Source organism: Brenneria roseae subsp. americana, from assembly GCF_003115815.1.
Lineage (GTDB): Bacteria > Pseudomonadota > Gammaproteobacteria > Enterobacterales > Enterobacteriaceae > Brenneria > Brenneria roseae.
Genome location: NZ_QDKJ01000012.1, coordinates 88,148 through 109,316, shown reverse-complemented (window position 1 = coordinate 109,316; position 21,169 = coordinate 88,148). Strand labels below are relative to the sequence as shown.

Genomic DNA, 21,169 nt, shown 5'->3' with positions numbered 1-21,169 from the left:
GGCGATTTACAACCGCACCCCCATCAGGGTCAGTATCAACGGCGTGGTCAGCGCGGCCAATGCCGTTGACATCAGCAGGCTGGAGGCCACCGGTCCCCCCAGTACGCTGAACTGGCGCGACATCAGATAAACGTTCACGCCGACCGCCATCGACCCCAGCAACACCACGGCCCGCGTTTCCATTTCCGGCAGGCCGAGTGCGATCGCAATGCCCCAGATCACCAACGGCTGCACCAGCAGTTTGATGACGCAAATCACGCTGCTAATCTGCCAGCCATCGCGGATCTGATATTCGGCCAGTCCCATCCCCAGGGCGATCAGCGACAGCGGCACCGCAACCTGTCCCAGCATGCTGAGCGGCTGATCGACATAGGAAGGGAGCGACAGCCCGGTCAGGCTGAAGGCCGTCCCGGACAGGATGCCGATAATCAGCGGGTTTTTCAGCACGCCCAGCGCGGTTTTGGTAAATCCCTGTAGCGATAGCGCCCCGTTGCGCGCCCACTCCACCGACACCGTCACCAGCGTCCACAGGATCAGGCCGTTGAACACCACCACCAGCGCAACGGACGGTATCGCCTCTTCCCCCAGCATCAGCGTAGCGATCGGCAGCCCCAGCATGACATTGTTGGAGAAGATGCCGCTCAGCGCAAAAATAGAGCCGGATACGCCGTCGAGATGAAAGATTCTGCGCGCCACAACGCGGCCCAGCACAAAAACCACCAGACAACTGCCGAAAAAAGCAATCAACAGCCGGGCATCCACCACCGGGCGCTTGGAAAAATCACACATCAGGCGGAATAACATGGCGGGCATCGCCACGGAAAAGACAAAGCGGCTCATGCCATCGGTAATGGTGGTCGGCCACTTGCCATAACGGATCAGGCAGTAGCCCAACGCGATCAGCACAAACAGCGGTAAAGACAGAAAAATCTGGTGCCAGAGAGAAATAACAAATGCGGGCATCGAGCCACTTCCTTAATTACCGGCACACATGGAGGAAAGCAGAGATATACCCATCATCTTTCACGCCGCAGACGCGTTCACATCCCGCACGGAGAAAGCTATTCGGTATACAACAGGCAAATTTCAGCCGGTAGCAAAACCCGCCCCGATTAAATCTATCCGGTCAGTGCAGATACAGTCAACGCCCCAATCCAGTAAAGTTTGCGCTCGTTCAGGTTGGTTGACGGTATAGACCAAAATTCGCAGGCCAGCCGCCTTGATCAATGCCACGCGTTCCGCCGTCAGCAGCTCATGATTCACATGCAGGGACACGCAGGCCAGACGCTGCGTCAGGTTTTGCCAGTCATCACGCCATTCATCCAGCAGCAGGCCGCGTGGCAATTCCGGCACCGCGTGTTGCGCGGCAGCCAGCGCATCAATAGAGAATGACGACAGCAATGGCGCCATAGGATGGTTGGCCCACAGCTGACGCGCGGCGCGCGCGACAACACGCCCGGTTTCCGACTCCTGACCGGTGGTTGGCTTGATCTCAATGTTGGCCACCATACCATGCTGCGCACAGCGTTTTGCCACCTCTGACAGCAGCGGCAGTCGTTCACCCATAAACTGTTTGCCGTACCAGCCGCCGACATCCAGATCTACCAGCTTGTCCCACGGGAGTTCCCCCGCGATACCCCAGCCGTTACTGGTTCGCTCCAAGGTGTCATCATGCAATAAAAAGATCTGGCCATCTTGCGATAGCTTGGCATCGAACTCGATCATTTTGTGACCCAGACTCGCGCCCATATCAATTGCCGCCAGCGTATTTTCCGGCGCCAATGAACCGCCGCCGCGATGGGCGACAATTGCCGGGTAAGGCCAGATAGTTGCCATTATTTTTATTCCATCCGTAATCCGTTTTGCGAATCAAACAAATGCCATGACGGCTCAGGCAGATGCAGCCAGAGCGTCGATCCAATCGTCGGACAATGTTCATAAGACAAACGGGCGATCACATTCTGTCCGCCCCAGCGGCCATGCGCCAAATTGTCGGCGCCCAGCAGTTCCAGTGTGGAAACCTGCAACGGGATCCCCCCCGTCTCGCGCGTTGCCAGTTGAATATGCTCCGGTCTTACCCCAAGCGTCAATTCACGCCCGCGCCATTGTGGTTTCGCCGTCGGCAGCGCCAGTGCGATATCATCGCCAATCTCGAAGCGGCAACCATCATCGCTGATTCGCCCGGACCACAAATTCATGGCCGGTGAACCGATAAAACTGGCCACAAACAGCGATGCCGGACGGCGATAAATCTCCGACGGCGCGCCAATCTGCTCGGCAATCCCCTTATTCATCACGATCACACGCTGCGCCAGCGTCATGGCTTCCACCTGATCGTGCGTCACATACAGGCTGGTAGTTTTCAGTCGCTGATGCAGTTGCTGTAACTCCAGCCGCATCTGCACCCGCAGCTTGGCATCCAGATTCGACAGCGGCTCATCAAACAAAAATACCGCCGGTTCGCGCACAATCGCCCGGCCCATGGCCACACGCTGACGCTGCCCGCCGGAAAGCTCGCGCGGCTTGCGCTGCAACAGCGGCATCAATTCCAGAATACGCGCCGCTTCTTCCACTCGCTGACGAATCTGTCCTTTACCAAAACCACGAATTTTCAGCCCATAGGCCATATTGTCATACACGTTCATGTGGGGATACAGCGCGTAGTTCTGGAATACCATCGCAATGCCGCGATCTTTGGGTTCCAGTTCGGTGACGCGCTGGTCGCCAATATAGATATCCCCGCTGGTGGTGCGTTCCAGACCCGCCACCATGCGCAGCAATGTCGATTTTCCACATCCCGATGGCCCGACCATCACGACAAATTCACCATCGGCGACGTCCAGATCGATGGGGTGAATAATCTGCGTTTTGCCGTCATAGGATTTGGTGACAGCCTGAAGTTTTAAACATGCCATAAAAAAACACCCCGTGTGTTTTTCAACGTCGCTTGCGACGGCTCGAAGATCGGCGGGCAAGATGCCCGCCATCACGTATTATTTCTCGCTATCCACCAGACCGCGCACAAACCAGCGCTGCATCAACAGCACAACCAGCAGCGGCGGCAGCATGGTGAGCAGCATCGCGGCCATCACCTGATTCCACTGTGTCGCGCCATCGCCGGAGGCAATCATGCTTTTGATCCCCGCCACCGCCGTACCCAGATTGGCATCGCTGATAATCAGCAACGGCCACAGATACTGATTCCAGCCATAGATGAACGTAATTACAAACAGCGCCGCCAGATTGGTTTTCGACAGCGGCAGCACCATGTCGAAAAAGAAACGCATCGGACTCGCGCCATCAATGCGCGCCGCTTCCAGCAGCTCATCCGGCAGGGTCATAAAAAATTGCCGGAACAGAAACGTCGCCGTGGCCGAAGCCATCAGCGGCAGCGTCAGCCCGGCATAGCTATCCATCATGTCCAGTCTGGCGATCACTTCAACCGTGGGAAAGATACGCACTTCCACCGGCAGCATCAGCGTCAGGAAAATCATCCAGAAAAACAGACTGCGCAGCGGAAAACGAAAATAGACAATGGCATAGGCAGATAAAATCGACACGGTGATCTTGCCCAGCGTAATCGCCAGCGCCATGACAAAGCTGTTCAGCAGCATCAGTCCAAAAGGTGTCTTATTATTGCCTGCGCCGTGTAACCAGATACCACTCAGGTTCTCCCACAGGTGCGTCCCCGGGATCAGCGACATCGGAGCCTGAAAGACCTCCTGGTTATCCAGCGTCGCCGCCACAATGGCGACGTAGAGTGGAAATAGCACCGCTGCAATCCCGATGATCAGCATCAGGTGACTGAAAATATCCAGCCCTCGGCGATTCTCAATCATTGGTAGTTCACCTTCCGTTCAACAAAGCGGAACTGGATCACCGTCAGCCCGATGACCAACAGCATCAGCACCACCGACTGCGCGGCCGAACTGGACAGATCCAGACCGGCAAAGCCTTCCCGGTAAATTTTGTAGATTAGCGTGGTCGTTGATTGCACCGGTCCGCCCGCGGTGGCGGCATCGATAATCGGGAAGGTATCGAAAAAGGCATAAACCAGGTTGACCACCAGCAGGAAAAAGCTCACTGGCGAAATCAGCGGCAGCACCAGATTGAAGAACCGGCGCACGGGTCCGGCGCCATCGATCGCCGCCGCCTCGGTCAGCGAGCGGGGAATGGATTGCAAGGCCGCGAGGAAAAACAGAAAGTTATAGCTAATCTGTTTCCAGATGGAGGCCAGCACCACCAGAAACATCGCCTGTCCGCTGTTCTGCGCATGATTCCACGAGTAGCCCAACAGCCCCAGAAAATGCGTAATCAGCCCCAGCCCGGGGTTGAACAGAAACATCCACAGCACGGCAGCGACCGCCGGCGCGACCGCATAGGGCAGAATAATCAACGTCTGATACAGGCGGCTGCACCGGATGACATAGTCCACCAGCGCGGCCAGAAATAACGAAATCAGCAGACCAAAACCCGCCACCAGAAAGCTGAAGATCAGCGTGGTGTAAAACGAATCCAAATAGTAGCTGTCGCTGAACAATTGCCGGAAGTTTTCCGCGCCCACGAACTCGCTGGACAAGCCAAACGGATCGAGGTTTTGCACCGAATACCAGAGCGCCTGACCCGCAGGCCAGATGAAAAAAATGATGGTGATCAGCAACTGGGGCAAGACCAGTACATAGGGAAGCCAACTGCGGCCAAACACGGGGCGGGATGATGTCATGCGATAACTCTTGCTATCAAAAAAAGAAAGGAGCCGATGTCATTCGGCTCCATATGACATTGATTACATGGTTATTGATTACATGGTTATTTCGTTGATTGCTCGAAACGACGCAACAGGGCATTACCACGTTCTACCGCGCTATCCAACGCCTGCTGCGGGGTTTTCTTGCCCGTCCAGACGCTTTCCAGCTCTTCATCCACCACGGTACGGATCTGCGGCATGTTGCCCAGACGCAAACCTTTGGTGAACGCCAACGGCGGCTTGTTCAACATCTGACGCGTGGCGATATCCGCGCCGGGATTCTTCTCGTAGAAGCCCTGCTGCTGCGTTAACTCATACGCGGCTTTGGTGATCGGCAGATAACCGGTTTTCTGATGCCATTCGGCGGCGTTTTCCGGTTGCGCCAGGAACTGCATAAACTCGGCTACGCCTTTATAGGTCGCGGCGTCTTTGCCGTTCATCACCCACAGACTGGCGCCGCCGATGATGGCGTTCTGCGGCGCGCCTTGCACATCGGCGTCATACGGCATCATGCCCACGCCGTAGTTGAATTTGGCATTCTGACGAATATTCGCCAGTGAACCGGACGACGCGGTAGTCATGGCACATTCGCCGTTGTAGAACTTCTCGGTCGGTTCATCCTTACGACCAAAATAGGTGAAATCCCCTTTCTTGTTCATGTCCTGCAACAGTTGGATATGCTTGACCTGAGTAGGTTTATTGAATTCCAGTACCGCATCGGCGCCGTCGAAGCCGTTATTTTTGCTGGCGACCGGCAAACCATGCCAGGCACTGAAGTTTTCAATCTGAATCCAGCCCTGCCAGCCGCTGGCATAGCCGCATTTCATGCCTGATGCGCGTAACTTCGCGGTATACTCGGCCATTTGCTGCCAGGTTTTTGGCGGTTGTTCCGGATCCAATCCCGCGTTTTTAAAGGCATCTTTGTTGTAGTACAGCACAGGAGTCGAGCTGTTAAACGGCTGCGACAGTAGATGACCGCTTTTCGCATCGGTGTAATAACCGGAAACGGTCGGCACAAAAACCGACTCATCGAAATTGATACCGGCATCGTTGAATACTTCATACACCGGTTTGATCGCCTTACTGGCCATCATGGTGGCCGTACCGACTTCATAAACCTGCAAAATTGCCGGGGCGTTTCCGGCACGATAAGCGGCAATCCCTGCTGCCAGATTCTGTTCGTAGTTGCCTTTATAGACCGGGACAATTTTCACATCACTGTGAGACTGATTAAAACGATCAACCAGAGAATTGACCTCTGTCCCGAGTTCGCCTTCCATTGAGTGCCAGAAAGGAATTTCGGTAGCCGCCTGCGCATTGGCGCTGCAAGCCAACGCCAATACCACACACGCTGTCGCTTTACGGATGTTAGGATTAAACATGCCTGTCTCCTGAGGTTTTACCTGACTTGAGTGGAAAGCGCTTTTATTCGGGAGGTAACATGACATCTTTTTATGACGAAAAAATAACTGAAAAATGACTGTGCGATGACAGGAAGGTGAATGGCTTATTTCTATCGCAGGGAACGGTTTTAAGTGGAATGTCCGCTTCCTAACAAATAGGAAGTGACGGACAGTTCCCGCCGTTTAAGATCTTATATCGCCGCCAGCACCTCAACCCCCATTTTCCCCAATGCCTCTTTCGCCGCCGTCGGCAGGCCGTCGTCGGTAATAATACTGTTAAAGACCGTCAGCGGGGTGATCAGATAGGTGGCGATGCGGCCGTATTTTGAGGTGTCGCAGAGCAGAATATGTTTGCTGCTGGCTTCTACCACCGCGCGTTTGACCGCAACTTTGTCTTCATTTGGCGTGGACAGGCCACGCAGGCTCCACGATGAAGCGGAGATAAATGCGATATCGATAAATAGGTTACGCAGCGCCTGCGCAGTGGCTTCGCCGACGCAGGAGCGGTTTTCCCGGCATAGCGTACCGCCGGTGTGAATCATGCGGCACTGGCTGGATTCAATGAGAAAGGCGGCAATCACAAAATCATTGGTCACGATCAGTAAATCATCCCGATCGGCCAGTTGATGCGCCAGCGACAGCGTTGTGGTGCCTGCGTCCAGATAAATACAACTGTTCAGCGGGATCTGCCGGGCCGCCAGCCGGCCAATCGCTTCTTTCTGCTGGCTGAACATGACGGATTTATCCTGATGCGACGGCTCAATCGCCAGCCGTTCCGGCGAGCGCACGCCGCCAGAGACGCTTAGCAACAAGCCATCTTGCTCCAGCTTTTGCACATCCCGCCGCACGGTCATATGTGAAACCCCGAGCCGCTCGGTCAGTTCCGTGATGCTAACCACACCGCGTTCCGCGATCAGCGCCAGAATCCGTTGATGACGTTCTACTGGAATCATCCTTGCTCCTATCCCTAATTTGATAAATATTGTGATAACGACCGCATTTAAGAACAGTTATTATCATAAATTCACGCCGTAAACCACGCTGAGTTTAACAGCCTAACGTTACCCCAAATGACAAAAAGCATAACCTTCTGATTTAACAGGTTAATAATGAAATTCTTTTGCCTGCGTTCGATCGGAGACAGCAATTTTGTTCGTGCAATGTTAATTTATGTGACAAAAATCACCGCCCGCATTGAGTACAGGGGTTACATTTAACACCATAGAACAAATAATCACTAAAATTAACAAGGCAACCATCATGAAAGAAACCGCAGATTATGCAGTAGCCGTTATTGGTCTTGGCTCCATGGGCTTCGGCGCCGCGACATCCTGTATCAACGCCGGGCTGACAACCTATGGCGTCGATATCAATCCCCAGGCGCTGGAGCGCTTACGTCAGGCCGGTGCCGCACAGGCTGAAACGAGCATTGATGCATTTGCCGACCGACTGGATGCCGTACTGCTGCTGGTGGTCAATGCCGCACAGGTGAATACGGTTCTGTTTGGCGAGCCCAACGTCGCCGCCAAACTGAAACCCGGCACCGTGGTGATGGTGTCCTCAACCATCTCCTCGCAGGATGCCAAAGATATTGCTCAGCGACTGGCGGAACATCAACTGATCATGCTGGATGCCCCGGTATCCGGCGGGGCGGTCAAAGCCGCCGCGGGTGAGATGACGGTGATGGCGTCTGGTGCCGATCTGGCATTCGATAAGCTCCAGCCGGTTTTGAACGCCGTCGCCAGTAAGGTTTACCGCATTGGCGATGAGATTGGTCTGGGCGCGACCGTCAAAATTATCCACCAGTTGCTGGCGGGCGTGCATATCGCCGCCGGTGCGGAAGCGATGGCGCTGGCCTCTCGTGCGGGCATCCCGCTGGATATTATGTATGACGTGGTAACCAATGCTGCCGGTAATTCATGGATGTTCGAAAACCGCATGCGCCATGTGGTGGACGGCGACTATACGCCAAAATCCGCCGTCGATATCTTCGTCAAGGATCTGGGGTTGGTAACCGACACGGCCAAAGCGCTCCACTTTCCGCTGCCGTTGGCGTCAACCGCCTTCAATATGTTTACCTCCGCCAGTAATGCCGGGTTCGGCAAACAGGATGACAGCGCGGTGATCAAAATTTTCAGTGGCATTACCCTGCCGGAAAAGCGGGAGGAAAAATGATAACCCTTGGTGTTATTGCAGACGACTTTACCGGCGCCACCGACATTGCCAGCTTTTTGGTCGGAAACGGCTTGCCGACGGTTCAGTTAAACGGTGTACCGCCGTCAGATTTTCAGGTTAATGCGCAGGCCGTGGTTATTAGCCTGAAATCTCGCTCATGCCCGGCAGAGCAGGCGGTTGCAGAATCGCTGAACGCGCTGTCCTGGTTACAGCAGCAAGGTTGCCGCCAGTTTTATTTCAAATATTGCTCGACCTTTGACAGTACGGCCAAAGGCAATATCGGCCCGGTTACCGACGCGCTGCTGGACGCGCTGGGAGAAACGCAAACCGTCATTTCGCCTGCACTGCCGGTGAACGGCAGAACCGTGTACCAGGGCTATCTGTTTGTTATGGATCAGCTATTGTCCGAGTCCGGTATGCGACATCACCCGGTGACGCCGATGACGGACAGCAATCTGTTGCGCGTGATGGAACAACAGGCTGCCGGTCGCAGCGGACTGGTTCCTTATCAGGTGATGGAGCAAGGCGCTGCGGCGGTTAAACAGCAGTTGGCGCAATTAAAACAGCAAGGTATCCGCTATGTGGTGCTGGATACGCTGAACGAACAACATCTGCTGACGCAAGGAGAGGCGCTGCGCGACATGAAGCTGGTTACCGGTGGTTCCGGTCTGGCTATCGGCCTCGCCCGTCAGTGGGCGCAATCGTCGCAACAAACTGCCGCCGCCACCGCCGCCGGTATGCCGCAGTCCGGCCCCGGCGTGGTGCTGTCCGGCTCCTGCTCGGTCATGACCAATAAGCAGGTCGCCCGTTACCGCGAACAGGCGGCCAGCCGCGCCATAGACGTAGCGCGCTGCCTGCAAGGAGATAAAGAACGGCAGGCCTATGCCCGCGAGCTCACCCTATGGGTGAACGAGCATCGCGATGAGGCGCTTGCGCCGCTGTTGTACGCGACGACCTCGGCGGAAGAGCTTGTCCGGATTCAGCAGCGCTGGGGTGCAGAAGCCAGCAGTCAGGCGGTGGAAAGCCTGTTTGCCGGCGTCGCTCGTCAGCTACAACAAGACGGTTTTCAGCGTTTCATCATCGCTGGCGGCGAGACTTCCAGCATTGTGGTGCAAACATTGGGTATTCATGCTTTCCATATCGGCCCGTCGATTTCACCCGGCGTGCCTTGGGTCAGATCCACCAATCATCCTTTGTCGCTGGCGTTGAAATCCGGCAATTTCGGCGATGAAGACTTTTTTGCCCGGGCGCAAAGGGAGTTCGCAGTATGAGTGAGCATGGCTATAGGGATGAACAGCAGGCGCGCGACGAGATGGTCAGGCTGGGGGCGTCTTTCTTTCAACGCGGCTATGCCACCGGTTCGGCGGGCAATCTGTCACTGTTGCTGGATGATGGCACGCTGCTGGCGACGCCGACGGGGTCCTGTCTGGGAGAACTTGAGGCTGACCGTTTATCCAAAGTCAGCATGAGCGGCGAATGGATCTCTGGTGACAAGCCGTCGAAAGAAATCAGCTTTCATCTGTCGATTTACCGCAATAGTCAGGAATGTAAGGCTATTGTTCATCTGCACAGCACCTATCTGACGGCGTTTTCCTGTCTGGAAGGACTTGACCCGCAAGACGCCATTAAACCGTTCACGCCTTACGTGGTGATGCGGGTCGGTCAGGTGCCGGTCGTACCTTATTACCGTCCGGGCGACGCACGGCTCGGCGAAGATTTGGCTAAGCTGGCCTCGCATTATCGGGCGTTTCTGTTAGCCAACCACGGCCCGGTGGTCACCGGTAAAGATTTGCGTGCGGCGGCGGACAATATGGAAGAGCTGGAAGAAACCGCCAAACTGATCTTTATTCTCGGCGACCGGCGTATTCGTTATCTCACTGCTAAAGAAATTGCTGAATTACGGAGTTAATCATGCCTAAATTTGCTGCCAATCTTTCCATGCTGTTTACCGACTTACCGTTTCTCGATCGCTTCAAAGCCGCGGCCGATGCGGGTTTTGAGGCGGTAGAATACCTGTTTCCCTATGAATATCCGGCGCCGCTGCTGGCGGAAAAGCTGCGGGAAAACGGACTGAAGCAGGTGTTATTCAATACCGCGCCCGGCAATATCGCTGCGGGAGAATGGGGCGTCGCCGCTCTGCCCGATCGCATTGATGATGCGCGTCGGGATATCGATATCGCGCTGGAGTATGCGCTGGCGTTGAACTGTCCGTCGTTACTGGTGATGGCGGGGGTCGTACCTGTCGGCGCCGATCGTGATGTCTATCAGCAAACCTTTATCGATAATCTGCGTTATGCCGCCGATAAATTTGCGCAGCATGGCATCAATATCATGATTGAGGCGTTAAGCGCGAAGGTGAAACAAAACTATCTGTTTTCCAGCCAATATCAGGCATTGGAATTATTAAACTTAATCGACCGGCCGAATGTGTATATCCAATTGGATTTTTTCCATGCGCAAATTGTGGATGGCAACCTGACGCAAATTATTCACGATCTTGATGGTCGCGTCGGACATATTCAAATTGCCTCGGTTCCTGCACGGCATGAGCCAGACGAAGGGGAAATTAATTATCCTTTCCTGTTTGAAGAGTTGGATCGCGTGAATTATTCCGGCTGGATTGGATGTGAATATAACCCACGGGGTAAAACCGCAGCGGGACTGGGTTGGGTGAAGCCCTGGCTTAAGGGGAAAAAGTAACATCGCCAGATAGTATTTATATTGGCGCCAGAGAAGAATTTATTAAAAAACGAGAAAAGATTGGGTTTCCGTATTATTTCCATACGAAAATCGGGGCGCCTTTTTCTTTAAATAACGAATTAATACCCTATAGATTTCAGAACGCGGTCAATATTATCGCGTCATGAAAGGTGCCGGGGTATATATGATGAGAGCATAAATATGACCACCTCACTCTTACTCTGCATCGCCATCGCCGGGGTATTATTGCTGCTCCTGATGGTCATTAAGTTTAAAATACAACCCTTTGTGGCGCTGCTGGTCGTGAGTTTATTGGTCGCACTGGCGACCGGCATTCCAACGGGCGAAGTCATGAAAGTCGTGACATCCGGCATGGGCGGGATCCTCGGTTCGGTGACGATCATTATCGGTCTTGGCGCCATGTTGGGCAGAATGATTGAAGTCTCTGGCGGCGCGGAATCGCTGGCCAGACGCTTTGCCCAATTGATGGGGCCCGGATTAATGGTGGCCGCCTTAACCAGCGCTGCTTTTATTCTGGGTATCCCGGTCTTTTTTGATGTCGGATTTATTATTCTCGCGCCGATTATTTATGGATTCGCGAAAGTCGCCAAAGTCTCGCCGATTAAATTCGGTCTGCCGGTGGCTGGCGTCATGCTGACGGTGCACGTCGCGCTGCCGCCGCATCCCGGCCCGGTGGCGGCGGCCGGATTGTTGAATGCGGATATAGGCTGGTTGACGATGATCGGTCTGGTGGTGTCTATTCCTGTCGGCATCATCAGCTACTGGGTCGCCAAAAGTCTTAACCGACGTAATTATACGCTGTCTGTTGAGGTGCTGGAGCAGTTGCAATTGGCAAAACCGGAGCAGACTACCCCGCAAGGGGCAACCTCCTCCACGCCGCCGGCCGGGTTGATCGCCGCGTTGATCGTGATCCCCATCCTGATTATTATGCTCGGCACCGTTTCTGCCACCATCCTGCCCGCCGGCCATGCGGTACGCGATGTCATGTCGCTGGTCGGTTCCCCGGCGGTGGCGTTGCTGATTGCGCTGACGTTGGCCTTCTGGCTAATTGCATTGCGTCGCGGCTGGTCGCTGGAAAAAGCCAGCGGTGTGATGGGAGACGCCATGCCCGCTGCGGCGATGGTCATCATGGTGACCGGCGCTGGCGGGGTGTTCGGTAAAGTACTGGTGGAATCCGGCATCGGCAAAGCGCTGGCGGATACGCTGACCAGTATTCATCTGCCGCTGGTACCCGCCGCGTTTATTCTTTCACTGGCGCTGCGGGCCTCGCAGGGCTCCGCCACCGTCGCGATTCTCACCACCTGCGGCCTGCTGAGTGAAGCCGTCAGCGGCTTGAATCAGATGCAACTGGTGCTGGTGACGTTATCCGCCTGTTTTGGCGGGCTGGGGCTTTCTCACGTCAATGATTCCGGCTTCTGGATTGTGACGAAATACCTCGGTCTGTCTGTTGCCGACGGCCTGAGAACCTGGACTGTGCTGACCACCGTGCTAGGACTGGCCGGTTTTATCTTTACCTGGGCGCTGTGGTTTATGTTTTAACCGCGTGCTTCGCCAGCCTGAATCCCAGGCTGGCGCCACCGTATGACCCACTTGCCAGGAAATGTGATAATTTATTAAAAATTAATGACTTTATCCACCAGAAGGAGAGGATAAGGACCAGAGGTTTTGTGATCAAGCTCAGGCCGCCTACGCGGCCTTTATTTGGCGTGGATTACAGCGCACGACGCAAACGGGCAACCGCTTCATGCATCTGCTCATCCGTGGCGGTCGCAAAGGAAAAACGCAGCGTCGAATAGTCAGGGCAATCAGAGAAGAAGAATTCGCCGGGAACAAACACCACACCTTGATTGAGCGTCTGCTTCAACCAGTCAGTGGTATTGAATTCATAACGGAATTTCGCCCACAGGAACATGCCGCCTTTCGGCTGGTTAAAGGCAATAACATTGCCCAGCTCCTGTTCCACCAGCTGCGCCAACAGCTCGCTTTTGTGCTTGTAGGCGTAACGAATTTTCTCGATCTGCGCGTCCAGACGCCCCAACCCCAGATAGTACTCTGCCACGGTTTGCGACAATGCGCTGGCATGCAAATCCGCCGCCTGTTTGATAATCGCGACCTTATGCAGCAACCAGTGCGGCAGGATCGCCCAGCCCAGACGCAAGCCCGGCGCCAGAATCTTTGAAAACGTCGAGGTGTAAAGCACATATTCCGTGCTGCCCAGCGTTTCCTGCGCCAGCTGGAACAATGTCGGATTGCGCTCTTCGGTAAAACGCAACTCGCCGTAGGGATCATCTTCAATGATGACAAAACCATAGCGCTCAGCCAGTACAATTAACTGTTTACGGCGCTCATAACTCAGCGTGGCGCCGCTGGGGTTACCAAAGTTCGGGACAATGTACACGCCTTTGATGCGCTGTTTTTGCAGCAGCGCTTCCAACTCATCCACGACCATGCCGTGCTCGTCGGACGCAACGGACATCACCTGCGTCTGGGCCAGTTCAAGCGTTTGCAGGGCGGCAAGATAAGTCGGACGTTCAACCACAAAAACATCGCCCGGATCGACCATCGCACGGATGATCAAATCCAGCGCCTGCTGTGAGCCCGCCGTGACCACAATATCTTCCGCCCGCGTTTTCACGCCACGTAACGCACACAGATCGGCGATACGATCGCGCAACACGCCGCTGCCTTCCGTCAGCCCGTACTGGAAAGCCGTTTTCGGCTGCTCGGTAATGGCTAACTGCGTCGCCTGATTCAACCCTTCAAAATCAAACAGTGCCTCAGAGGGGATCCCACCAGCCAGCGAGATAATATTGTCCATCTTGCTATGCTTAAGCAGTTCGCGAATCGCGGAACTTTTCAACTGAGCAATGCGGTGCGCCAGTAACCCTTCATTGGCCATCTTTTCTCATACCTTCATTTACAGAACAGGCCGGAGCACCGGCCTTATATCAATCACCCGCCCAGATAGGCTGAACGCACCGCTTCATTTGCCAGCAACGCTGCGCCGGTATCTTCCAGCACAACATGACCATTTTCCAGCACATAACCACGATCGGCCAGCCGCAGCGCCTGATTGGCGTTTTGTTCCACCAGGAAGATGGTCATGCCTTCTTCACGCAGTTGCTGAATAGTATCAAAAATTTGCAGAATAATAATCGGCGCCAGCCCCAGCGAGGGCTCGTCCAGCAGCAGCAAACGCGGCTGACTCATCAGCGCACGTCCAATCGCCAGCATCTGTTGCTCCCCGCCGGACATGGTGCCAGCCCGCTGAGCGCGTCGCTCATACAGCCGCGGAAACAGGTTATAGACCCGTTCAATGCGCTGCTGGTACTGATGGCGATCCGCAAAAAAACCGCCCATCGCCAGATTTTCTTCAACGGTCATACGGGAAAAAACACGGCGGCCTTCAGGAACAATGGCAATCGCCTCACGCATAATCTGCGCCGTTTGCCAGTAGGTAATGTCTTTCCCATCAAACGTGATTGTGCCTTCCGTCGCACGCGGGTCGCCACAGAGCGTCCCCAGCAGCGTCGTTTTACCGGCGCCGTTGGCGCCGATAAGCGTAACGATTTCGCCCTGTTCAATGTGCAGGCTAACCTGATGCAGCGCCTGAATTTTACCGTAGTGAGCCGAAACCTGATTTAATGACAGCATAACGTTATCCTTCACCCAGATAAGCGCGGATCACATCCGGGTTATTACGAATTTCAGCCGGGGTGCCTTGAGCCAGCGGCGTGCCCTGATTAACGACATAAATCCTGTCGGAGATCCCCATCACCAGTTTCATGTCATGCTCAATCAGCAGGACTGACACCTGATGACTATCGCGTAACTCCGCGATCAGCTGATTCAGCTCTTCAGTTTCTTTCGGATTAAGACCTGCCGCCGGTTCATCCAACATCAGCAGTTCAGGCCGGGTCACCATACAACGGGCAATTTCCAACCGACGCTGCTGACCATAAGCCAGGTTACCCGCCTGACGATTCGCCAGCTCCAGCAAACCGATGCGCTCCAGCCAGACTGCGGCACGATCCTGCGCGTCGGCTTCCGCACGACGAAATGCCGGCGTTTTCAGTAGCCCGGCAAACACGCCGCTTTTCAGATGCTGATGCTGCGCCACCAGCAGGTTTTCCACCACGGTCATTTCGCGAAATAAACGCACGTGCTGGAACGTCCGCACCACGCCCATCCGGGCAATCGCCTGCCCTGACAAACCTTCCAGATGGCGATCGCGCAACATGATGGTACCGCCGCTCGGGCGATAAAAGCCGGTCAGGCAGTTGAATACCGTGGTTTTGCCTGCCCCGTTCGGGCCGATCAACGAAACGATTTCACCCGCATGAATATCCAGTTCAACATTGTTGACCGCCAGCAGGCCGCCAAAACGCATCATCAGGCCTCTGACCGATAATAATGGCTGCGTACTCATGCCTGCTCTTCCTTCTTAGCGACTTTCAGCTTCATTTGCGGACGCTTCATCGGCAGTAAGCCTTGAGGACGCCAAATCATCATCAGCACCATCAGCGCGCCCAGCAACAACATACTGTACTCATTCAAATCACGCATCAGCTCACGGGAAACCACCAGCAAAATGGCAGCAAGAATCACCGCGAACTGCGAACCCATTCCCCCCAACACAACAATCGCCAACACGAATGCCGATTCGGCGAAGGTGAAGGATTCCGGGCTGACGAAGCCCTGACGCGCCGCAAACAGCGTACCGGCAAACCCTGCAAACGCAGCGCTAATGGTAAACGCGGTCAGCTTGATACGGGTCGGACTCAGGCCCAGCGAACGGCAGGCAATTTCGTCATCGCGCAGCGCCTCCCAGGCCCGTCCCAGCGGCATACGCAACAGGCGATTAATCACAAACAGGGTTAGCACCACCAGCAGCAGCGCAACCAGATAAAGGAAAATGATGCGATCGCTGGGGTCATATTGCAGACCAAAGAAGTTATGGAAGGTATCCCAGCCATCGCGGGCGCTGCGGCTGAACTCCAGACCAAAGAAGGTCGGCTTGGGAATCTGGCTGATACCGTTCGGGCCGCCGGTGATTTCGGTATTGTTCAACAGCAGAATACGAACAATTTCACCGAACCCCAGCGTCACAATGGCCAGATAATCCCCACGCAGACGCAGCACCGGAAACCCGAGTAAAAACCCGGACAGCGCCGCCATCATGCCTGCCAACGGCAGACTTTCCCAGAAGCCAAAGCCATAATAGTGATTCAGCAAGGCATAGGTATACGCCCCGATGGCATAAAAGCCGCCGTAACCCAGCACCAGCAAACCCGACAGCCCCACAACCACGTTCAGGCCCAGCCCCAGCATCACGTAAATTAGCGTGAGAGTGGCAATATCGACGGTACCGCGAGATACCAGAAAAGGCCAGGTAACGGCCGCGATGATTAACAGAGCCGCCAGCAGCTTCTGCCGCGGCGTACTGCCATCAAAACTTGGCAATACCAGCGACGGACCTGAAAACTTTTTCATGCCGGCCAGGAAAAACGGGCGAATCAACTGGAAGAAGAACACTACGATGCAGCCTGCACCGATCCAGTACCAGCGAACCTCATCGGCGCCGCGAACCACCAGTTTGGTGCCATCAAGCCCGAGCTGCATCCCCATTAAAAATGCCGCAAGCACCAGTAACATAAATGCGGAGAAGATCGCATTGAAAAGGTTGAGTTTTTTCATACTTTCTCAACCTCCGGACGACCAAGAATACCGGTAGGCATAACCAGCAGTACACCAATCAGCAACGCGAACGATACGGCATCCTTGTACTCCGTACTCAGGTATGCGGATGTCAGCGCTTCGGCTACGCCCAGAATCAACCCGCCAATCATCGCGCCGGGGATACTGCCGATTCCGCCCAGCACTGCCGCCGTAAAGGCTTTCATACCGGCCATAAAACCGATATAGGGGTTAATCACGCCATAGAACTGCCCCAGCAGAACACCGGCTACCGCCGCCATCAGCGCGCCAATCACAAACGTCAGGGAAATGACGCGGTCAGTGCTGATGCCAAGTAAGCTGGCCATTTTCAGATCTTCCGCACAGGCCCGGCAGGCGCGCCCCATCCGCGAGTAGCGGATAAACATCGTCAACGCCAGCATGGCGAGGAAAGTCACGATCCAGATCGTCAACTGCATCGTGCTGATTGTCGCAGCAAAGCCGTTGGTCTCGCCCAACACCCATTGTCCGGTAATCATGCTGGGGAGCGCGACATCGCGTGAACCCTGATTCAGGCTGACGTAGTTTTGCAGAAAAATAGACATCCCGATGGCGGAAATCAGTGCAATCAGGCGTTTGGAAGTTCGTACCGGCCGGTAGGCGACCCGTTCAATACTCCAGCCGTAGGCGCTGGAAATCACGACGGCGGCAACAAAGGCGACGCTGATCAACAGCCAGCTCGCATCAATGCCCATCATCATCAGGGCGGCAATAACAATAAAAGAGACATAGCTACCGATCATGTAAACTTCGCCGTGTGCGAAGTTAATCATGCCGATGATGCCGTAAACCATGGTGTAACCAATGGCGATCAGCGCATAAGTGCTGCCCAACGTCAGGCCGTTGAACATCTGCTGAAAAAAGTAAAGGAACTGCTCGGACATACCCTAACCTTAAATTCTGCCCCCGCACCTTACGGCAACGGGGGCATTCGGTATTGAGGAATTAATACAGAGGCGGTTAATGACGGCTCAGGCACATGCAGAACACACGGAGAGCCAGCACCGAAATCGTTACCGCACAATCATTACTTCGCTGCGCTGGAAGTACCGTCTGCATGCCACTCAAATACACCAAACTCAAACCCTTTCAGGTCACCTTTTTCGTCCCAGCTCAGCGGCCCCATGACGGTATCCACGGAATTGGCTTTCAGATCGCTGACCAGTTTTTCCGGCTCCATGCTACCGCTGCGCTCCATTGCGGTAGTCAGAGATTGCAATGCGGCATAAGTCGTCCAGACAAACGGGCCGGTTGGATCCAGTTTTTTGGCTTTCAGCGCATCGACGATCGGTTGGTTGGCAGGATCCTGGTCATAGCGTTTCGGCAATGTGACCAGCATGCCTTCAGATGCGTCACCCGCGATATTGGACAAAGAGGAGTTACCCACGCCTTCCGGTCCCATGAATTGGGTGGTCATGCCAGCCTGCCGGGCCTGACGCATAAGCAGCCCCATTTCCGGGTAGTAACCGCCAAAATAAACGAAATCCACGTTTTCTTTCTTCAGACGCGCAACCAGTGAGGAGAAATCTTTATCACCCGCGGTCACACCTTCAAACAACACAACGTTCGCATTGGCTTTTTTCAGACTATCCTGAACAGAACGGGCCAAACCTTCACCGTACTGCTGTTTATCATGCACAACGGCAATGCGCTGAGGTTTAATCGTTTCAACGATATATTTTGCCGCCGTTGGACCCTGATCGGAATCCAGACCGGTTGTCCGCAGAACCATCTTGTAGCCGCGGGTGGTCAGATCAGCGTTCGTTGCCGCGGGCGTAATCATGATCACGTCTTCTTCTTCGTAAATATCAGAAGCGGGCTGTGTGGAAGAGGAGCACAAATGGCCGATAACATAACGAATGCCGTCGTTGATGACTTTGTTCGCTACGGCAACGGCCTGTTTCGGGTCGCACGCATCATCGTATTCGACGCCAACCAGTTTATTGCCATTGACGCCGCCTTTGGCGTTGATATCCGCAATGGCCTGACGTGCGCCGATAAACTCCATATCACCATATTGCGCAACCGGACCAGACATGGCACCCACGACGGCAACCTTAATATCTGCGGCGCTCACCGCATGGCTCAACGCAACCGCCATACAACCCATCAGCAATGTTTTGCCTTTACTGAATTTCATTCGATTTACCCCATCTTTTATTATGGATATTGCTGAAAATGTGACCGCCCTGCGTCATAACATAACCTTTTTCTTATAAGTAAGAATGGGTTAGGGTTATTATTAGTAATAGTTTCTAATAAGGCTTTATTTTTCATATTATTAAACAGGAATATTATGCTGCAAATCAACTAGCATCATCATAAATACGCGATGCAAACAGCATAAAATACTTGTCTTAAAAGCCAATATTTAATCTATATATAGTCAGTTATGCTGCTTTTTTCATTAATTATTGATGTAATGCTCGATAAATAGTCGCAGAGAAAAACGTTTTCCCTGTTAACCGTAAAGAATAAAAATACTTCAAGCATTTTTATTCTTTACGCAGTAAGGGCCCGAAGGGGAGCAGGCAGGGATAGCCCGAAGGGTGACGACAAGGATGGCAGTCATAAAAAAACGCCGGGAGCGTTTTTAAACGTCGCGTAGCGACGGCCCGAAGGGTGACGGGCAAGGATAGCCCGTCATAAAAAAATGCCTCACAGTTTCACCACAAAACGATTACATTATTCTTCACTCATTTAATGGAGTGCTAGTCAATGAAACTAACCGTTGAATGCCTCACCCAATTCAGCCATCAGGATAAAATTGATCTGTCTAAAATCTGGCCGCACCAGAATATAGAACGCCTGGAAGAGGGTCTTAACGTGGATCGCCGCCTGTTTGCCGCACGTTTTAACGATCGCTTACTGGCCGCGGTTCTTGTTGAGATTGAAGGCGAATACGCCGAATTGAGCGATCTTCTGGTACGTGAAACCACCCGCCGACGCGGCGTTGGTTTATATCTGATAGACGAAGTACGGAAGCAGTTACCGAGTGTTAAAGAGTGGTGGCTGGCGACTGACGATCACGCGTCCGTCAAAGAAGACGTGCTGGCAAAGTTCATGATTTCTTGCGGCTTTTCGCCGGTATCCGGTGGCTGGCGTTACATCCGTAATCAGGGTTAAAAAACGCAGGAAGCGTTTTTTAACGTCGCTTGCGACAGTCTGGAGGGGGACGGACAGGGATAGCCCGTCATAAAAACAAAACGACCGGGCAAATGCCCGGCCGCGCTTATTTATTTTTCGCTATCGCTTAGGCTTCAATCGCCACACGCAGCTTCTTCATGGCGTTCTTTTCCAACTGGCGCACTCGCTCTGCGGATACACCATATTTATCAGCCAGTTCCTGCAATGTTGACTTATTGTCATCATCCAGCCAGCGGGCGCGGATAATATGCTGGCTACGTTCATCCAGACCTTGCAGCGCATCCGTCAGCTTGTCCGCCGCGTGGCTTTCCCAATTGTTTTCTTCGATGCCGTCAGCAAAATCAGAGGACTTATCCTGTAGATACAGCATCGGGGACATGGCCTTGCCATCATGCGTTTCTTCATCTGGCGTCGGATCAAAGGTCATATCCTGTGCGGCCATACGCGATTCCATTTCACGCACATCTTTACTGGTCACACCCAATTCACGGGCAACCAGTTCAACTTCATCCTGATTGAACCAACCAAGGCGCGTTTTAGACTTACGCAGGTTAAAGAACAGCTTACGCTGCGCTTTGGTGGTAGCGACTTTCACAATGCGCCAGTTGCGCAGCACATATTCGTGAATTTCAGCTTTGATCCAGTGTACGGCAAAAGAAACCAGACGCACGCCCACTTCAGGATTAAAGCGACGCACCGCCTTCATCAGGCCGATGTTGCCTTCCTGAATCAGGTCTGCCTGCGGCAGACCATAGCCGGAATAATTACGGGCCACATGAATAACAAAACGCAGATGCGACAAAATAAGCTGCTTTGCTGCATCCAGATCGCCCTGATAATGCAGCCGTTCAGCCAGCGCCCGCTCTTCCTCTGCCGTTAGCATCGGATAGGCATTGGCGGCTCGAATGTAACCTTCCAGACTGCCCTGGGGAACTAAGGTGAAAGTTTGCATATCTTTGGTCATCCAACCTCTCTCATAACTACAGTTACGCAGCGCTCTTCAACCAGCCCGCTCAAACGAGCGTCATTGACAAGTCGTTATACTAGCACTGCTTTAACATACTGTTTTGTGCTAAACGGATAAAAAAATCCGGCACGCTGTCCCTATCTTCAGACTGTGATTTCCCTCACAAGTTCCTACAATATTATCCATCTTATTTCACATATCAAGTTGGATACAGCGAGAAAATTATACACCAATAAAACAGGAGAAAATACGCGGGAACACCGCAAGAAGAAA

At 53.8% G+C, this 21,169-nt stretch carries 20 protein-coding genes; 6 read left to right on the top strand and 14 right to left on the bottom strand.

All coding sequences use genetic code 11. From position 1 onward, the window contains the following. Positions 1 to 6 precede the first annotated feature (6 nt). The 7 genes from B4923_RS15370 to ygbI form a co-directional block, all read right to left on the bottom strand. Entirely contained in the window at positions 7 to 963 is a 957-nt protein-coding gene (locus B4923_RS15370; RefSeq protein ID WP_109055247.1) for an AEC family transporter, read from the bottom strand. Positions 964 to 1,086: 123 nt separating this feature from the next. Then, on the bottom strand, positions 1,087 to 1,836 hold the full coding sequence (ugpQ, locus tag B4923_RS15365) for a glycerophosphodiester phosphodiesterase (RefSeq protein WP_109055246.1): 750 nt from the start codon (positions 1,834 to 1,836) through the stop codon (positions 1,087 to 1,089). 5 nt (positions 1,837 to 1,841) lie between these two features. Further along, complete coding sequence (locus B4923_RS15360) at positions 1,842 to 2,915, bottom strand: sn-glycerol-3-phosphate import ATP-binding protein UgpC (protein WP_109055297.1); 1,074 nt, start codon at positions 2,913 to 2,915, stop codon at positions 1,842 to 1,844. Positions 2,916 to 2,993: 78 nt separating this feature from the next. Next, the gene (gene ugpE, locus B4923_RS15355) at positions 2,994 to 3,839 is read right to left on the bottom strand and encodes a sn-glycerol-3-phosphate ABC transporter permease UgpE (RefSeq protein ID WP_109055245.1); all 846 of its coding nucleotides are present in this window, start codon (positions 3,837 to 3,839) and stop codon (positions 2,994 to 2,996) included. Next, positions 3,836 to 4,723 carry a sn-glycerol-3-phosphate ABC transporter permease UgpA gene (gene ugpA, locus B4923_RS15350; protein ID WP_109055244.1) on the bottom strand — a complete coding sequence of 296 codons (888 nt, stop codon included), beginning with the start codon at positions 4,721 to 4,723 and terminating at the stop codon, positions 3,836 to 3,838. Before ugpA ends, ugpE begins: the two co-directional genes overlap by 4 nt. Positions 4,724 to 4,809: 86 nt before the next feature. Next, complete coding sequence (ugpB, locus tag B4923_RS15345) at positions 4,810 to 6,129, bottom strand: sn-glycerol-3-phosphate ABC transporter substrate-binding protein UgpB (protein WP_109055243.1); 1,320 nt, start codon at positions 6,127 to 6,129, stop codon at positions 4,810 to 4,812. 212 nt (positions 6,130 to 6,341) lie between these two features. Next, positions 6,342 to 7,103, bottom strand: a complete 762-nt coding sequence (ygbI, locus tag B4923_RS15340; RefSeq protein ID WP_109055242.1) for a DNA-binding transcriptional repressor YgbI — start codon at positions 7,101 to 7,103, stop codon at positions 6,342 to 6,344. A 307-nt stretch (positions 7,104 to 7,410) separates the two neighbouring features. Here ygbI and ltnD point away from each other — a divergent pair, with 307 nt between their 5' ends. From ltnD to B4923_RS15315, 5 genes are all read left to right on the top strand, one after another. Further along, positions 7,411 to 8,325 carry an L-threonate dehydrogenase gene (ltnD, locus tag B4923_RS15335; protein WP_109055241.1) on the top strand — a complete coding sequence of 305 codons (915 nt, stop codon included), beginning with the start codon at positions 7,411 to 7,413 and terminating at the stop codon, positions 8,323 to 8,325. After that, positions 8,322 to 9,596 (top strand): 3-oxo-tetronate kinase, encoded by a 1,275-nt coding sequence (gene otnK, locus B4923_RS15330; protein ID WP_109055240.1) that lies wholly within the window; start codon positions 8,322 to 8,324, stop codon positions 9,594 to 9,596. The genes ltnD and otnK overlap by 4 nt, the downstream gene beginning before the upstream one ends. Then, the gene (gene otnC, locus B4923_RS15325; RefSeq protein ID WP_109055239.1) at positions 9,593 to 10,234 is read left to right on the top strand and encodes a 3-oxo-tetronate 4-phosphate decarboxylase; all 642 of its coding nucleotides are present in this window, start codon (positions 9,593 to 9,595) and stop codon (positions 10,232 to 10,234) included. Before otnK ends, otnC begins: the two co-directional genes overlap by 4 nt. 2 nt (positions 10,235 to 10,236) lie before the next feature. Then, the gene (otnI, locus tag B4923_RS15320; RefSeq protein ID WP_109055238.1) at positions 10,237 to 11,025 is read left to right on the top strand and encodes a 2-oxo-tetronate isomerase; all 789 of its coding nucleotides are present in this window, start codon (positions 10,237 to 10,239) and stop codon (positions 11,023 to 11,025) included. A gap of 201 nt (positions 11,026 to 11,226) precedes the next feature. Next, positions 11,227 to 12,585, top strand: coding sequence for a GntP family transporter (locus B4923_RS15315; RefSeq protein WP_109055237.1), 1,359 nt, complete (start codon positions 11,227 to 11,229; stop codon positions 12,583 to 12,585). A 172-nt stretch (positions 12,586 to 12,757) separates the two neighbouring features. Here B4923_RS15315 and B4923_RS15310 read toward each other — a convergent pair whose 3' ends face one another. The 6 genes from B4923_RS15310 to B4923_RS15285 form a co-directional block, all read right to left on the bottom strand. Next, positions 12,758 to 13,945, bottom strand: a complete 1,188-nt coding sequence (locus B4923_RS15310) for an aminotransferase-like domain-containing protein (protein ID WP_109055236.1) — start codon at positions 13,943 to 13,945, stop codon at positions 12,758 to 12,760. Positions 13,946 to 13,998: 53 nt separating this feature from the next. Continuing rightward, positions 13,999 to 14,700 carry a high-affinity branched-chain amino acid ABC transporter ATP-binding protein LivF gene (gene livF, locus B4923_RS15305; protein ID WP_109055235.1) on the bottom strand — a complete coding sequence of 234 codons (702 nt, stop codon included), beginning with the start codon at positions 14,698 to 14,700 and terminating at the stop codon, positions 13,999 to 14,001. A gap of 4 nt (positions 14,701 to 14,704) precedes the next feature. Then, positions 14,705 to 15,475 (bottom strand): high-affinity branched-chain amino acid ABC transporter ATP-binding protein LivG, encoded by a 771-nt coding sequence (livG, locus tag B4923_RS15300; protein ID WP_109055234.1) that lies wholly within the window; start codon positions 15,473 to 15,475, stop codon positions 14,705 to 14,707. Beyond that, complete coding sequence (locus B4923_RS15295) at positions 15,472 to 16,743, bottom strand: high-affinity branched-chain amino acid ABC transporter permease LivM (RefSeq protein ID WP_109055233.1); 1,272 nt, start codon at positions 16,741 to 16,743, stop codon at positions 15,472 to 15,474. Before B4923_RS15295 ends, livG begins: the two co-directional genes overlap by 4 nt. Then, positions 16,740 to 17,666 carry a high-affinity branched-chain amino acid ABC transporter permease LivH gene (gene livH, locus B4923_RS15290; RefSeq protein WP_109055232.1) on the bottom strand — a complete coding sequence of 309 codons (927 nt, stop codon included), beginning with the start codon at positions 17,664 to 17,666 and terminating at the stop codon, positions 16,740 to 16,742. Before livH ends, B4923_RS15295 begins: the two co-directional genes overlap by 4 nt. Positions 17,667 to 17,809: 143 nt before the next feature. Beyond that, on the bottom strand, positions 17,810 to 18,922 hold the full coding sequence (locus tag B4923_RS15285; RefSeq protein ID WP_109055231.1) for a branched-chain amino acid ABC transporter substrate-binding protein: 1,113 nt from the start codon (positions 18,920 to 18,922) through the stop codon (positions 17,810 to 17,812). A 578-nt stretch (positions 18,923 to 19,500) separates the two neighbouring features. Here B4923_RS15285 and panM point away from each other — a divergent pair. Continuing rightward, complete coding sequence (panM, locus tag B4923_RS15280; protein ID WP_109055230.1) at positions 19,501 to 19,908, top strand: aspartate 1-decarboxylase autocleavage activator PanM; 408 nt, start codon at positions 19,501 to 19,503, stop codon at positions 19,906 to 19,908. 127 nt (positions 19,909 to 20,035) lie between these two features. On the opposite strand, the gene rpoH is transcribed toward panM, so the two are convergent. Further along, positions 20,036 to 20,893, bottom strand: a complete 858-nt coding sequence (rpoH, locus tag B4923_RS15275) for an RNA polymerase sigma factor RpoH (protein ID WP_109055229.1) — start codon at positions 20,891 to 20,893, stop codon at positions 20,036 to 20,038. Positions 20,894 to 21,169: the final 276 nt, after the last annotated feature.